General features: G+C 44.9%; 17 protein-coding genes. 14 read left to right on the top strand and 3 right to left on the bottom strand.

The genetic code is table 11. The features are described from left to right. The first annotated feature begins 2 nt into the window (after positions 1-2). From ureG to ACFGVR_RS12215, 7 genes are all read left to right on the top strand, one after another. Positions 3-641, top strand: a complete 639-nt coding sequence (gene ureG / locus ACFGVR_RS12245; RefSeq protein ID WP_448697402.1) for an urease accessory protein UreG — start codon at positions 3-5, stop codon at positions 639-641. Then, complete coding sequence (locus tag ACFGVR_RS12240; protein ID WP_448697401.1) at positions 638-1,432, top strand: urease accessory protein UreD; 795 nt, start codon at positions 638-640, stop codon at positions 1,430-1,432. The genes ureG and ACFGVR_RS12240 overlap by 4 nt, the downstream gene beginning before the upstream one ends. Next, positions 1,425-2,126, top strand: a complete 702-nt coding sequence (locus ACFGVR_RS12235) for a hypothetical protein (protein ID WP_448697399.1) — start codon at positions 1,425-1,427, stop codon at positions 2,124-2,126. Before ACFGVR_RS12240 ends, ACFGVR_RS12235 begins: the two co-directional genes overlap by 8 nt. A gap of 83 nt (positions 2,127-2,209) precedes the next feature. Next, positions 2,210-3,442, top strand: coding sequence for an LVIVD repeat-containing protein (locus ACFGVR_RS12230; RefSeq protein ID WP_448697397.1), 1,233 nt, complete (start codon positions 2,210-2,212; stop codon positions 3,440-3,442). 200 nt (positions 3,443-3,642) lie between these two features. Then, complete coding sequence (locus tag ACFGVR_RS12225; protein ID WP_448697395.1) at positions 3,643-4,122, top strand: RNA polymerase sigma factor; 480 nt, start codon at positions 3,643-3,645, stop codon at positions 4,120-4,122. Continuing rightward, a complete protein-coding gene (locus tag ACFGVR_RS12220; RefSeq protein WP_448697394.1) occupies positions 4,106-4,687 on the top strand; it encodes a hypothetical protein in 582 nt (193 codons plus the stop codon). Before ACFGVR_RS12225 ends, ACFGVR_RS12220 begins: the two co-directional genes overlap by 17 nt. A gap of 1 nt (position 4,688) precedes the next feature. Further along, on the top strand, positions 4,689-4,889 hold the full coding sequence (locus ACFGVR_RS12215) for a hypothetical protein (RefSeq protein ID WP_448697392.1): 201 nt from the start codon (positions 4,689-4,691) through the stop codon (positions 4,887-4,889). On the opposite strand, the gene pucL is transcribed toward ACFGVR_RS12215, so the two are convergent. Beyond that, positions 4,890-5,735 carry a factor-independent urate hydroxylase gene (pucL, locus tag ACFGVR_RS12210; protein ID WP_448697391.1) on the bottom strand — a complete coding sequence of 282 codons (846 nt, stop codon included), beginning with the start codon at positions 5,733-5,735 and terminating at the stop codon, positions 4,890-4,892. Between the two features lie 96 nt (positions 5,736-5,831). Here pucL and allB point away from each other — a divergent pair, with 96 nt between their 5' ends. From allB to ade, 7 genes are all read left to right on the top strand, one after another. Next, the gene (gene allB, locus ACFGVR_RS12205; RefSeq protein WP_448697389.1) at positions 5,832-7,169 is read left to right on the top strand and encodes an allantoinase AllB; all 1,338 of its coding nucleotides are present in this window, start codon (positions 5,832-5,834) and stop codon (positions 7,167-7,169) included. Then, a complete protein-coding gene (locus ACFGVR_RS12200) occupies positions 7,162-8,406 on the top strand; it encodes an allantoate amidohydrolase (RefSeq protein WP_448697388.1) in 1,245 nt (414 codons plus the stop codon). The genes allB and ACFGVR_RS12200 overlap by 8 nt, the downstream gene beginning before the upstream one ends. Positions 8,407-8,417: 11 nt before the next feature. After that, positions 8,418-9,164 (top strand): (S)-ureidoglycine aminohydrolase, encoded by a 747-nt coding sequence (allE, locus tag ACFGVR_RS12195; RefSeq protein ID WP_448697386.1) that lies wholly within the window; start codon positions 8,418-8,420, stop codon positions 9,162-9,164. Beyond that, entirely contained in the window at positions 9,161-9,664 is a 504-nt protein-coding gene (gene uraD, locus ACFGVR_RS12190) for a 2-oxo-4-hydroxy-4-carboxy-5-ureidoimidazoline decarboxylase (protein WP_448697384.1), read from the top strand. Before allE ends, uraD begins: the two co-directional genes overlap by 4 nt. Further along, positions 9,661-10,002, top strand: coding sequence for a hydroxyisourate hydrolase (gene uraH, locus ACFGVR_RS12185; RefSeq protein WP_448697382.1), 342 nt, complete (start codon positions 9,661-9,663; stop codon positions 10,000-10,002). Before uraD ends, uraH begins: the two co-directional genes overlap by 4 nt. A gap of 23 nt (positions 10,003-10,025) precedes the next feature. Then, positions 10,026-11,459, top strand: a complete 1,434-nt coding sequence (locus tag ACFGVR_RS12180) for a DUF6986 family protein (protein ID WP_448697381.1) — start codon at positions 10,026-10,028, stop codon at positions 11,457-11,459. Between the two features lie 159 nt (positions 11,460-11,618). Continuing rightward, a complete protein-coding gene (gene ade / locus ACFGVR_RS12175) occupies positions 11,619-13,256 on the top strand; it encodes an adenine deaminase (protein ID WP_448697379.1) in 1,638 nt (545 codons plus the stop codon). 60 nt (positions 13,257-13,316) lie between these two features. On the opposite strand, the gene ACFGVR_RS12170 is transcribed toward ade, so the two are convergent. Both ACFGVR_RS12170 and ACFGVR_RS12165 read right to left on the bottom strand, forming a co-directional pair. Continuing rightward, positions 13,317-14,171 (bottom strand): AMP nucleosidase, encoded by an 855-nt coding sequence (locus ACFGVR_RS12170; RefSeq protein WP_448697378.1) that lies wholly within the window; start codon positions 14,169-14,171, stop codon positions 13,317-13,319. Between the two features lie 24 nt (positions 14,172-14,195). Beyond that, positions 14,196-14,906: an LOG family protein gene (locus ACFGVR_RS12165; RefSeq protein ID WP_448697377.1), complete on the bottom strand. Its 711-nt coding sequence runs from the start codon at positions 14,904-14,906 to the stop codon at positions 14,196-14,198. Positions 14,907-14,940: the final 34 nt, after the last annotated feature.

The raw sequence follows: 14,940 nt of genomic DNA, 5'->3' as shown, positions 1-14,940 counted from the left end.
AAATGACAGAAAGAAACTACATCAAAATAGGTATCGCCGGGCCGGTGGGGTCGGGTAAAACGGCGTTAATTGAGCGCTTATCGCGACATATGGCCGGTCAATACAGTATCGGCGTGATCACCAATGACATTTATACTAAGGAGGATGCGGATTTTCTTACGCAAAACAGCCTACTGCCACCCGAACGGATTATCGGTGTGGAGACCGGTGGCTGCCCGCATACCGCTATCCGCGAGGATGCCAGCATGAACCTCGAAGCTGTGGACGAAATGGCCGCACGTATACCCGATGTACAGATCATTTTTATTGAAAGCGGCGGTGATAATTTATCGGCAACTTTTAGTCCAGATTTGGCCGATCTCACCATTTTTGTGATCGACGTTGCCGAAGGCGATAAGATTCCCCGTAAGGGCGGGCCTGGCATTACCCGTAGCGATCTGCTGGTGATCAATAAGATCGACCTTGCCCCCTACGTACATGCCGACCTTGCGGTAATGGAGCGCGATGCCAAACTGATGCGCAAAGGTGCACCATTTGTGTTTACTAATCTGATGAGTTTACACGGCCTGGACGCTGTAATAGGCTGGATTGAAAAATACGGTTTGATGACCGGGACTACCGAACCCCAACTGATACGATGATAGCCGAACTGCACATTGAAACTAAACTGCGCGATGGCTGCACGCACCTTAAAAAAGTGTATGCAACGCCGCCGTTTAAAATTGCCGATGTGCGCGAGGATAAACGCGATAAAACATTACAGTTGATGCTTATGAGCTCGTCGCCTGGAATACTGGATGGCGATGAATATCGTATAAAAATAGACCTGGATGAAGACTGTGCGCTCGATCTGCAAACGCAGTCGTACCAGCGTATTTTTAATATGCAGGGCAGCGCTTTGCAGCAGGTGGAAGTGCAGATGTCTAAAGGTTCTTCATTTCAATACCTCTCGCATCCGTCTGTACCACATGAGAACTCTGACTTCACAGCGAAGAATAAGATTTACGTTTCAGATAACTGCAGGCTCATCTGGGGTGAGGTTTTAACCTGCGGCCGCAAGCTTAACGGCGAAGTATTCCTGTTCACCAGATACCACAATCTGACAGAAATATTTTTGAACGGAAAGCTCATTATTAAGGAAAACCTGTTAATGATCCCCAAACAGATCGACGTAAACGCGATGGGACAGTTGGAGGGTTATACCCACCAGGCCAGTTTAATTTACCTGGATGGGAAAGCCGATGTCAAACAATTGAAAGAAAGTATCCATGTGTTTCTGATCGAACAAACTCATATCACTTATGGCATTACCGAAGCTCCCAAAAATGGTTTGATTATCCGTATCCTGGGGCAAAAGGCAGAGCAACTGCATAGCTGCCTGAAAACGATCGCCGTCATCATCAACACGCAAAACACCGTAGTTTATGCATAGCGAATTAATACTCCTGCTTTTCACAGCCGTCACCATTAGCTGCGTACATACCTTTAGCGGGCCCGATCATTATTTGCCTTTCGTGGCTTTGTCTCGATCAAAGGGCTGGTCGCGGCCACGCACCATTTTATGGACGGTGGTTTGCGGAATAGGGCATGTGGGTAGCTCAGTTTTGTTGGGATTGATCGGTATCGCGGTTGGCTTTTCTTTATCCAAACTCAGCTGGTTCGAGGGTATCCGTGGTGGATTTGCCGCCTGGGCCTTGTTGCTGTTTGGATTAGGATATACACTATGGGGGTTGTACCAGGCGAAACTGAACCGGCCACACAAACACTTTGATATCAACGATGATGGTTCGATGTATGTATTTGAGCACCGGCACGGGGAAACTATTGCACCTAAGGATCGTTACCCGGTAACACCCTGGATAATGTTCTTTATCTTCGCAATGGGGCCAAGCGAGCCGATGATCCCTTTGCTCTCCTACCCGGCAGCACAACATTCGTGGGTGGGTATTACGGCCATGATCATCGTTTATATCATCGCCACCGTAGCTACGATGGTTTTGATGGTGATATTGGGCCTGTATGGCATTGCCTTTTTTAAAACCGCAAAAATCGAGCGTTACGTGCATGCCATTGGCGGCCTGGTGATATTGGTATGCGGTTGTGGAATGGTGTTTTTGGGGTGGTAAGCCTTTCGGGCCAAAATAATTCCGCTCATCTTGTAGCGTTTACCAATCACCTATCGTAATGGCTTATATCAAACCAAATTACGATGAAAACAAACGCTACAACTCCGAGGCTAATTACACTGATATTGGCGCTACCATTGCTAATTCTTGCCGCGTGTAAACACGATACATCAACCTCACGAACATTTCACATGACCATATCTTATCCTATTTCAATAACTAACGCACGTAATTCGGTAAGTGTGTCCCAAACAGGCAGATCGATATCGGCACCCGGTAAAATTTATGTTTATGGTAATTATCTGTTTATTACCGAAGTAAACAAAGGCATTCACGTGGTTGATAACACCAATCCTGTTTTCCCGCATTTTATAAACTTTATCAATATTCCGGGTAATGCAGATATTGCCATCAACAACAACATTTTATATGCCGACAATTATGTAGACTTACTGGCTTTTGATATAACAAACCCAGCGCATATTACCAAGGTAAAGCAGCTTAACGATACTTTTGACGCCTATTATTATGATAAAGCAAAAGGCACTATCATAGGTTATAAAGACACTGTAGTTACTGACTACCCCTTATATCTTACATCGGGCGTTTATTCAGCTTCGGGCAGCAGCGCGTCACAAAGTCAGAGTTATGGCACAGGCGGTTCTACCGCACGTTTTACACTGATGAACAGCTATTTATATACAATCAATCAAAATAATTTAAAGCTGTTTGATGTTTCTCAACCTGCTAACCCAGGGTATGTAAATAGTATTAGTATTGGTTCCAGTATCCAAACTATTTTCCCGTATCAAAACAAGCTCTTTTTAGGCGGCAGCACGGGTATGCAAATATTTGATGCTTCGGTACCATCGGCACCGGTAAAATTATCAACCTATACGCATTTCACCAGTTGCGACCCGGTAGTAGTACAGGGAAAATATGCTTACGTAACCCTGAGCACGGGACACACTTGTCACGTCGGCGCAAATGAACTGGATGTTGTCAATATTGAAGATGCTGCCCATCCTGTCCTGGTTTCATCATTCCCGATGATCAATCCGCATGGTTTGGCTGTTGCCGATACCAGGCTGTTTGTTTGTGAAGGCGCCAGTGGATTAAAAGCCTTTAACAACAGCGATCCTTTAAACGTTGGCAAAAATCAATTATCATTTCTTACCGGTGTTAATAGTCAGGATGTTATTGCCGGGCCTAAATCACTGATCATTACCGGCAGCAACGGCATTTATCAGTATGATTATACCAACGCATCCAATCTGAAAATTATAAGCCGCATCAGCATCTTAACCCCACATTAATGACACGTAGAAAACCGGGGCGATAATAAAAAGCCCCGTTCATACCATCAGTTTCAAACCTGCTATTACGGTTTGGTATTTTAGGTGGATATAAACAGCTGTAACATTTACCCAAGCTGTGTATCTAACCCGGCATAAATTACCAAATTGCGTAAAATGGATACTAACCGGGTTTTAACACTGCATGTCGATTTTTAAGAATGACCGACTTTGAAGAAATATATTCAAAGCATTCGCCCCAGATATACCGGGTGTGTATGGGTTATTTTAATGATCCCGACCAGGCCAAGGATATTACCCAGGAAACCTTTATTTCGGTATGGAAAAACCTGGCCACTTTCCGTAACCAATCGCACATTAGTACGTGGATATTTCGCATAGCAACCAACAATTGCTTACGTGCGCTCGAAAAATCAAAACGAATAGTTACTACCGAACTGCCACTTAACCTGCCCGCGCTGCACGAAGAAACGCAGGAAGAAAAACTGGCGTTTTTATACCAATGCATTAATGAGCTGGAAGAAACCGAACGGATCATTATTTCGCTGGTGCTGGAAGATCTGCCACAGGCAGAGATTGCCGAGATCGTTGGCTTAACACCCGGCAACACCCGGGTTAAAATACATCGTATTAAAGAAAAATTGGCTATTAAATTTAAATCGAATGGACAATTTAAATGATTTGAAAGCATTATGGCTATCGGCTAAAACCGATTCGCTGCCGCAACCTGAGGAGATGCTGCGCATGGTTAAAAAATTTCGCAACCAAAAGATCCGCCGTAAGATCATTATTATCATCGTGGCATTGGCCTGTTCCGTCATTATGATCTGGGGCATGTTTTTCGATGGTTTTACCATGCCGACCACCTATATTGGTGATATACTGATGGTAGCATCCTGCGTGATATTGGTAGTAACCAATGTACGATCGGCTAGAAGGTTTTACGATTTGAAAGATTGCAATAACAGCGAGTTTGTACAATTTATAGAGCGTACACGCCAAAACCAGATCTACTTTTACAAAAAAACGCAGGTGGTAGCCATGAGCATCACTTCGATAGGCTTGTTACTTTACTGGTACGAGTTCGTTCATCGTAATACTACCTTAACCATTATCATTTACAGCGCCACGGTTGTATACCTGGCTGCAATGTGGTTTATAGTGCGGCCGCGCGTATTTAAAAAGAACGCACGCAAACTAAACGAGATGCTCGAGCGACTGGAAAAAATATCAAAACAATTTTAAGATGAAGAACACAAAATTCCCACTCACCGAGAGGCTATTGATCGCTATCGGTTTATTGATGACAACCTTACCGCAATTAATAAAACATTATATAACCCTGCCCGATTTTGTACTTGGCTTTATAGTTGGAATAGGGCTGGCTTTAGAAATTGTGGCGTTTATCAGGTTAAAAAGGGTTAAACAAAGTAACGTGGTTTGTTAACTATCCCCGTACCACAGTACCGGTAATATACCCGTAAGGTTCATCGGTAGCCATAAAGATCTCGTTCTTGTTCTCCATACCGAATGGCTCGAGGTTGAACGGGATATGGTGCTTGTTCGGCATAATCAGGCTAATTTCTTTAACCTTGTCGTAAGCCTTTAACACGGCCTCACCCATGGCATACAAAGTTTGCTGTACCGACAGGCTTTTATGAAAAGCGAAGGTTTCCAGCAGCGTTTCGCGGATATCTTTAAAACTCGCGGTGTAGTCAACATTGGCATCGTTATACTCCCATTCGGTTTCACAGTTGGTTGCCAGTATCCGGTCGTTAGTTTCCTTTAACACGGTATAGGCTTCTTTAATATAACCGGTAAAGGCAGAATCGGTGGTCTTTAAGATCAGCAGGTCTTTAATGCCTGATCTGACTTTCGTGCCGTTAAGATTTTTCACAACGGTGGTGGTATGCTTTTCGTTACCGCTGCTGATGTAAGCGTGTGGATGCACCTTGCTGCCAAACTTCATTTGCGTATACAGGTGTTCCTCAATATCGACCGTCGCGACAGATACCTGTGGATTATTAGCAATAAAAAAATCGACAAGGTAAATAGCAAACTCCTCGATACTGCCTGTAAAATGCTCTTGGGCTAAAATATAAACGGTATTTTTTTGCGTATCGGTAGCCAGTATCTTTGAGTTATCGCCCAGGGTGTGCGCGGTTTCAAAATCACCCTGAAGCGACACATTTACAGATATTTGCCTGAATTCGTGATAATCGCTATGCCTGATGATCTTCGACAGGTTGACCGCATTTTTACCGTAAGCGTTTTTACCAAGTTTGATATTCATTATTTTTTGTTTTGATTATGACTAAAGATTCTCCAAATTAGTAAAATTCAACCATTTTTGCAGTTAAAGATACAAAAATTAACATATTTTTCAGAAATGAGCCAAATAGCTATAAAATCTACAAATATCATTACCCCGGAAGGGGCGGTAAAAGGCATCATTTTAATTGAAAATGGTTTGATCAAAAACATCTTACCTTATGATGCAGTGGTGGATGCAGAAATTAACGATGTTGGCGATAGCACGGTAATGGCAGGTGTAATTGATCCGCATGTGCACATCAACGAACCGGGCCGCACCGATTGGGAAGGTTTTAATACCGCTACCCGCGCCGCTATCGCCGGCGGTTTGACCACTTTGGTGGACATGCCATTAAATTCAGCACCCGTTACCACCAGCGTAGCTGCTTTTGAAGAAAAGCTTGCCGCAGCTAAAGGTCAATTACATACCAATGTAGGTTTCTGGGGTGGCATAGTTCCGGGCAATACGAATGAAATTGAGCCATTGATAAAAAAAGGTGTATTGGGCTTTAAAGCATTTTTAACCCATTCGGGGATAGACGATTTTCCGAATGCTACCGAGGCTGATCTGCGCAAGGCAATGCCCATTATAGCCAAATACCATTTGCCTTTGCTGGTACATTGTGAATTGACTGATGATTTTAAACCTGGGAAATGGGACGCACATTCTTATAAAGACTACCTGGCATCACGTCCAAAGTATTGGGAAGATGATGCGATCAATTTGATGATTGGCCTGTGTGAAGAATATAACTGCCGGGTACATATTGTCCACTTATCATCGGCAAACAGCATAGCAGCCATTGCAAAAGCAAAACAGAAAGGCTTGCCCTTAACGGTTGAAACCGGCCAGCATTACTTGTTTTTTAATGCCGAGGATATTCAGGATGGGCAAACACAGTTTAAATGTGCGCCGCCCATCCGCGAAAAGCAAAACAACGACCAGCTTTGGGAGGCGCTGAAGAATGGGATTATTGACTTTGTCGCTACCGACCACTCTCCCGCCCCGCCTGAGTTGAAACAAATGCAAACCGGCGACTTTAAAAAGGCCTGGGGCGGCATTGCATCGTTGCAATTTGCATTACCTGTGTTATGGACAGCCGCCACGAAGCGGGGCTTTACAATTGAACAAATAGCAAAATGGCTAAGCGAAAATCCGGCAAAACTTATAGGCAAACAAAACAGTAAGGGCAAAATAGCTGCAGGTTATGATGCCGACCTGGTGATATGGAACCCTGATAGAACGTTTACCCTTACCAAAGATATGATACAACATAAGTACAAGGTTACACCATACCTGTACCATGAGCTTTATGGCGTGGTTGAGCAAACCTATATCGGCGGTGTTAAAGCGTTTGATAATGGTATATTTACACAACCAAACCTCGGAAAACCGATATTTAATTATGAGTAACTACACGCAACGCGCCGAAAGAGTATTCGCAAGAATAAACGAGTTAGCTGCGGTTAGTGAGCATGAGGGCGATATTACCCGAACTTTCGGCACGCCCGGATTTTTGCAGGGAAGTGCGTTGATTTTGGGTTGGATGCAGCAGGCCGGTTTACAGGTTTATACCGATAACATAGGCAACGTTCGCGGCAAGCTATTGAGCAAAAATGTGAACGCCAAAACGTTTGTTATTGCATCGCATATTGATACGGTAGTTAACGCCGGCAAATTCGACGGACCATTAGGAGTGATATTAGGCTTGAATGTGATCAAGCAATTCATGAATGACCAAACCGAACTGCCCTTTAATATCGAACTGATCGCTTTTAGTGATGAGGAAGGCGTGCGTTTCCATACTACTTATTTAGGTAGTAAAGTTGTGGCAGGTTCGTTTGATCAAAGCTTTCTGGATAGAACAGATAAAACTGGCAATACCTTAAAACAAGTTGTTCAGGGTTTTGGTGGTAATGTTGAGTCATTAGCCAAGGATGCTATCCCTGCTAATGAATGGCTCGGTTATTTCGAAGTGCATATTGAGCAAGGCCCGGTGCTGTACGAAAATAAAATACCAGTTGCCGTGGTTACCGCTATTGCGGGACAAAAACGTGTGGAGATAACTTTTACCGGGGTTGCCGGCCATGCCGGGACGGTGCCGATGGATATGCGTAACGATGCTTTAGCCTGCGCTGCCGAATTTGTATTGGCGGTTGAAAACTTCGGCATCGAAAATAAAGAGAGGTTGGTCGCCACGGTCGGTAAACTCGACCTTACAGATTCGGCAAGTAACGTGATCCCCGGCAAGGTAGTTTGTAGTTTGGATCTGCGCAGCCCCGATGAACGTTACCTGACTTTGGCGTATCAGCAGATCAAAGACGTTTGCACCAAACTATCCGGCAAACGGAAAATTGAACTAAACTGGAATTTGATACAGGAAACCAAACCGGTTACCTGTGACGCCGGATTAAATGGCCTGCTGAAACAAGCGATCAGCAATTCGAATATAGAGCTGGTTGAGCTGGTGAGCGGTGCGGGGCACGACGCGGTACCCATATCACAAGTTGCTCCGGCCACCATGCTTTTTGTACGATGTTTTAAAGGCATTAGCCATAACCCGCTCGAAAATGCCGAACTTGCAGATGTAGCGGCGGCTATACAGGTATCGGAAGAATTTATAAAAGAACTAATTAAGAAATACGAATAAGACATATTACAATGGAAATATCAGCATTAACACGGTCGGTAGTGAAACGTAACCACGCGGTAATAGCACCCGATGGCTACATCAACAGCAATGTACCCGGCTGGACAAATTGTACCGTGAACGTTATTATTAATGAGCAAATGGGCGCAAACCTTTGCCAAACGCTCATCACGGCGCAAAAAGGCTGCGAGTTAAAAGGCACAACCAAAGCCTCGCAAATATTTTTTTATGTGGTTGAGGGCAGTGCTACGGCAGCAGCTGGTGGTAAAACCCAAAAGCTCGCCAAGGGTCAGTTTGTATATGTGCCTATTGAAACTGATTATCATTTCACCGATGTTGCCGAAGCCACGCAGATACTCACTTTCCACAAGGTGTACGAGCATTTGGAAGGCTACAAAACGCCTGGTGTAATATTTGATGATCAGGCTAATCACGAAGGGCCGATCTATATGGATGATGAAGCTTTGCGTATACAAGTATTATTACCAGCCGACTTGAACTTTGATATGGCGGTCAATATCTTCACTTATCAAACCGGCGGTAACCTGCCGATGGTGGAAACCCATATTATGGAACACGGCCTGTTGTACCTGCAAGGCCAGGGCATTTACATGCTCGACCATGAGTGGTATCCTATTAAAAAAGGCGATTCGATATGGATGGCGCCTTATTGCCAGCAATGGTTTACGGCTATGGGTAAAGAGCCTGCCGTGTATATTTATTATAAAAACGTAAACCGTTTCCCGACTACAATATGACGATTGTCGAATTTGACCATTTAAGCGAGGCCGAAAAGCGCGATACCTTATTCAAGTGCTGTGGGTCGACCACCTGGGTTAACAAAATGCTGGCCGTTTTGCCGGCCGAAGACCTGGTTGATCTGTTACAGGATGCCGATGAACAATGGCTGCAATGCGCCGAACCTGATTGGCTGGAAGCGTTTACGCATCATCCGAAAATCGGGGACAAAAGTTCGTTAAAGGAGAAATTCGCATCGACAGCGGCATGGGCATCCGGTGAACAATCGGGAGTAAACCAGGCCAGCGATGACGTAATCGACGCTTTGGCTAAAGGCAACGATGATTATTTTAACAAATTTGGCTTCATTTTCATCGTGTGCGCAACGGGCAAATCTGCCAAAGAAATGCTGGCTTTGCTCAATGCGCGCTTGCCCAACGATCCCGATAAGGAAATAAGGATTGCCGCCGAAGAGCAGGCCAAAATAACCGCCATCCGCTTAAATAAATTATTCGCATGAGCCAGATCACGACACATATTTTGGATACCACGCTGGGCAAACCGGCGCAGGGTGTTACCATTACCTTGTTTAAACAAGATGGTGAGGACTGGCAAAAACTGGCTTCAAACCAAACCAATGCCGATGGCCGCATAACCGATCTGTTGCACAAAGAGGATGTATTGCCTGCCGGTAATTATAAGATGTATTTTGATACCGGGGCTTATTTCAGCGCCCTTGGAGTGCCCGCATTTTATCCTTTTGTGGAGATCGTTTTTAATATTGCCGGTGATGGGCAGCATTACCATGTGCCATTATTATTAAACCCGTTTGGGTATTCAACATACCGCGGCTCGTGATGAGCTACCAATTTATTACCAATATGAAATTTAGCATTCAAGAAGCCGATAAGGATCAATTACTCGATACGCTTAAAACCGCCAACCTCGAGTTCCAGAAAAAATACCCGGGCGATAAGCCCGACCGTCAGCCGGTGCATACTGTTTATGGCGGCGCCAACTTATTTAAGAGTGACACTACCGTAAAAATGGGCGAAGTAGCGTTGCGCAACCTGCAAACCTACGCACCCGACTTTGTGACCCTGGCCAAAGTTTTAAAACTGGATGGCTATGAGCATTTGCCGCATCTGGAAAAAGACATTGAAAAGCTCACCAAAAAGCTCGACGCCATGAGCGAAGCTGAGCGCAAAGAAGAAAACGCATGGCTGGCTTACTCGGTTTATAACAAGATCGTAAAGAAATTGCAGACCGAGGCTATCGAAGATTTCCGGATAGATTTTGAGGACGGCTTTGGTAACCGTCCGGATGATGAGGAAGATGCAACAGCTGTAAATGCGGCCAAAGAACTGGCCGTCGGGATGAAAAACAAGACCATCTCCCCTTTCATCGGTATCCGTATCAAACCTTTTACCGAAGACCTGAAAACACGCGGTGTACGCACTTTAGATATATTCCTGACCACATTATTCGAAGAAACCGGAGGCAAACTGCCCGACAATTTTGTGGTGATGTTGCCGAAAGTAACCATACCCGAACAGGTGATTACCATGGTGCGTTTGTTCGAGATCATCGAGAAGAAACATAACCTTGCCCCTGGTTATCTTAAAATGGAAACCATGGTGGAGGCTACCCAGATCGTGATGGACGATGAAGGGCGTAACCCACTATTCCGTATCATCAAAGCCAGCGAGGGCCGTTGCATTGCAGCGCATTTCGGCACCTATGATTATACTGCCTCAGCGGGGATCACGGCAAAATACCAAACCATGGCGCATTCGGTTTGCGATTTTGCCCACCACATGACCAAGGTTGCGCTTGGCGGGACGGGTATTTTCCTATCGGATGGCGCTACGAATGTGATCCCTATCGGCCCGCACCGCGGCGATAATTTAACTTTTGACCAATTGAAAGAGAACCGGGAGTCGGTACATCATGCCTGGCGCGTGGGTTATGGGCATACTACACATTCGCTGATCAATGGCATGTACCAAGGCTGGGACTTAAACCCGGCTCACCTGCCGATGCGTTATGCGGCTACCTATAACTTCTTTTTGAGCAGTTATGAGGATGCGGTTTTCCGTTTAAAAACTTTTGTTGAACGCGCGGCCATATCTACCCTTACCGGGGATATTTTTGATGATGCGGCCACAGGCCAGGGCTTGCTGAACTTCTTTTTAAAAGCCATGAACTGCGGCGCCATTACCGAGGAGGAAGCATTAGCTACAGGATTGACTTTGGATGAGATCCGCAGCCGGTCGTTTTACAGGATATTGGAAGGAAGAAGGAAAAAAAACTAATCCCACTTGTCATTTCGACGAAGAAGGAGACCGGCTTGAGCACCGGCGTGAGGAGAAATCTTCTGCTTAACACCACTCGGCTACCTGCAAAGTTCGCACGTATGTCGCAGAAGATTTCTCGTCGCTGCGCTCGCTCGAAATGACAAGAAATAAAAAAATATGCAAAATATAACCGCCCGTTTAGTCGATATTAAAAACAAAAGCATTTATCCAGCAAGGGTAAGCTTTGCCGATGGCAGGATAACTGCTATTGAAAAAGTTGATGTTGATGATTCATCGCTGTCATATATTTTGCCGGGTTTTATCGATGCACATGTACACGTGGAAAGCTCAATGCTTGTACCTGCCGAGTTTGCCCGTTTAGCGGTAGTACACGGCACAGTGGGCACGGTTAACGACCCGCACGAAATTGCCAATGTATGCGGAATGGCAGGTGTGGAGTTTATGATCGAAAACGGCAAGACCGTACCGTTCAAATTTAATTTTGGTGCGCCAAGCTGTGTGCCGGCTACTGCTTTTGAAACCGCGGGCGCTACGCTTAACGCGGATGACGTGGACCAGCTTTTACAGCGCGACGAGATCAAATACCTGACCGAGATGATGAATTTTCCGGGTGTACTTAACAACGATCCGGAAGTTCTGGCTAAGATCGCATCTGCAAAAAAAGTCAATAAACCTGTGGACGGGCATGCTCCGGGCTTGCGTGGTGAAGCAGCAGGAAGATATATCGCAGCAGGCATCAGCACCGACCACGAATGCTTTACCGCCGAAGAAGCTTTAGATAAGCTTAGCTACGGCATGAAGATTTTGATCCGCGAAGGTAGCGCTGCTAAGAACTTTGATGCCCTTGTTGGTTTATTGCATGAACACTCGGATAACATGATGTTTTGCAGCGATGATAAACATCCCGATAGTTTGGCGGCGGGACATATTAATGATCTGTGTGCACGCGCCGTGAATTATGGTATCGATGTTTTTAAAATATTGCAGGTAGCCTGTGTAAACCCGGTTGAACATTATAAATTGGATATTGGCTTACTAAAAGTTGGCGATCCGGCAGATTTTATTTTAGTTAACGATCTTAAAAAATTCGAGGTATCGCAAACTTATATTGATGGTCAGTTGGTTGCCGAAAATGGCGTATCCAATATAAAAACCTCACCATCAAAAACCATTAATAACTTTACCTGTAGTGAAAAAAATCCAGCCGATTTTGTTTTCAATGTTGCACCCGACTTCAACCGGTTAATGCCGGTGATTGAAGCCATAGACGGGCAATTGATCACCAATAAACTGATGGTGAAAATGCAGCCGCAAAACGGCGAGCTAAAAAGCGACCTGGAAAACGACATCCTGAAAATAGCCGTCATTAACCGTTACCGGGATGCGCCGATCGCCAAAGGTTTTATCAAAAATTTTGGTTTTACCCAGGGTGCCATTGCTTCATCCGTAGCGCACGATAGCCATAATATCGTTGTTGTTGGTGTGGATGATGAAAGTATTTGTAAGGCCGTAAATCTCGTCATTAAAGAACAGGGCGGTGTTAGTTGTGTTAGCTCAAAAACAGAAATGGTATTGAGCTTACCTGTAGCCGGCCTGATGAGCAATCGCGACGGCTATGAAATCGCCAACGCCTATACCGCTATTGATGCCATGGCGAAAAGTTTGGGCTCAAGCCTTTCGGCACCATTCATGACCTTATCTTTTATGGCCTTGCTGGTTATCCCGCACCTTAAACTAAGCGACCTTGGTTTGTTTGACGGGGATGAGTTTAGGTTGAGTCCCCTAACCCCCTAAAGGGGGAATAAAGGCACCAATCGGTAGCAAATCAAAAGCTCCCTCTTTAGGGGCCGGAGGCTAAAACTTCAGGTGCTTAACTGTTAATCCGTTATTGATCAATTGCTTTAGCGAGTCGATACCTACGCGTAAGTGCGTTTCCACATAATTCTCGGTAACGGCCGAGTCGCTTTCGGCGGTTTTTACACCTTCCGGTATCATGGGTTGATCGGATACCAGGAGCAGTGCCCCGGTTGGTATTTCGTTAGCAAAGCCGGTAGTAAAAATAGTAGCTGTTTCCATATCTATCGCCATGGCACGCAGTGTTTTTAAATACTTTTTAAAAACTTTATCGTGTTCCCAAACCCGGCGGTTGGTGGTATAACAGGTGCCTGTCCAGTAATCGCGGTTATGCTCGCGGATGGTGGTAGAGATTGCTTTTTGCAGTGCAAACGATGGCAGAGCCGGCACTTCAGGAGGCATGTAATCATTTGATGCGCCTTCGCCACGAATGGCAGCAATGGGCAATATCAAATCGCCAACATTGTTCTTCTTTTTCAAACCGCCGCATTTGCCTAAAAATATCACAGCTTTAGGGTGTATGGCGGTCAGCAGATCCATCATCGTGGCCGCAAGTGCGCTGCCCATTCCAAAGTTGATGATGGTAATGCCATCGGCGGTAACGCTTTGCATAGGTTTATCGATGCCGATTATCGGGGCATTATCATGCCACTCCGAAAACATTTGCAGGTATTTAGAAAAGTTGGTAAGGATAATATATCCTGTAAAATCGGTTAACGGCCTGCCGGTATAGCGCGGCAGCCAATTATCAACAATAGCTTCTTTTGTTTTTAAACCAGATTTTACCGGGCTATGTACTTCGTGCACATGTTTATGTGCAGTAGTACCTTTCTTTATTTCTTTCTCTTCATTCATAGGTCCGGTAGATATAAAAGCCTGTTAAAAATTAGGCTTGATAACATATTTTTCATAAAATTTAAAGATCTGGTCAACGGCATCTTCGGCAGTGTCCACCATCACGAACAGATCAAGATCTTCTTCTTTAATATTGGCAGCTCGTAACATGCTTGCCTTTACCCATTCAAACAACCCCGACCAATACTCGATACCTACCAGCACTATCGGAAAACGGGCTATCTTGCCGGTTTGTATCAGGGTAATGGCCTCAAAAAGTTCATCAAGCGTACCAAAACCACCAGGTAAGATAATAAAGCCCTGCGCGTATTTCATAAACATTACCTTACGCACAAAAAAGTATTTAAACTCCAGTAGCTTGTCGCGATCGATGTATTTGTTTTCAAACAGTTCGAACGGCAATTCGATGTTCAGGCCTACCGATTTTCCGCCCGCCTCAAAAGCACCTTTATTGGCAGCTTCCATAATACCCGGCCCTCCGCCTGATATCACACCATAGCCGTTTTCGCTTAACAACCTGGCTATCCGCTCTGACAGCAGGTAATATTTATGATCCTGTTTAGTACGCGCCGAACCGAATATGGATACACAAGGGCCTATTTTAGCCAGTTTTTCAAAGCCATCCACAAACTCGGCCATGATCTTAAAGATGTGCCACGAGTCATTAACCTTTATCTCCTGCCAGTCTTTATTTTCAAAAGCCCGGCGTATTTTACCTGTATTGTCGTTATCCATGTTGGGTTTTGTGGCCTTTTAAATGATAATTGAC

Source organism: Mucilaginibacter aureus (assembly GCF_053514885.1).
The sequence above is the reverse complement of the archived record's forward strand: the minus strand, read 5'-3'. Positions and strand labels throughout refer to the sequence as shown.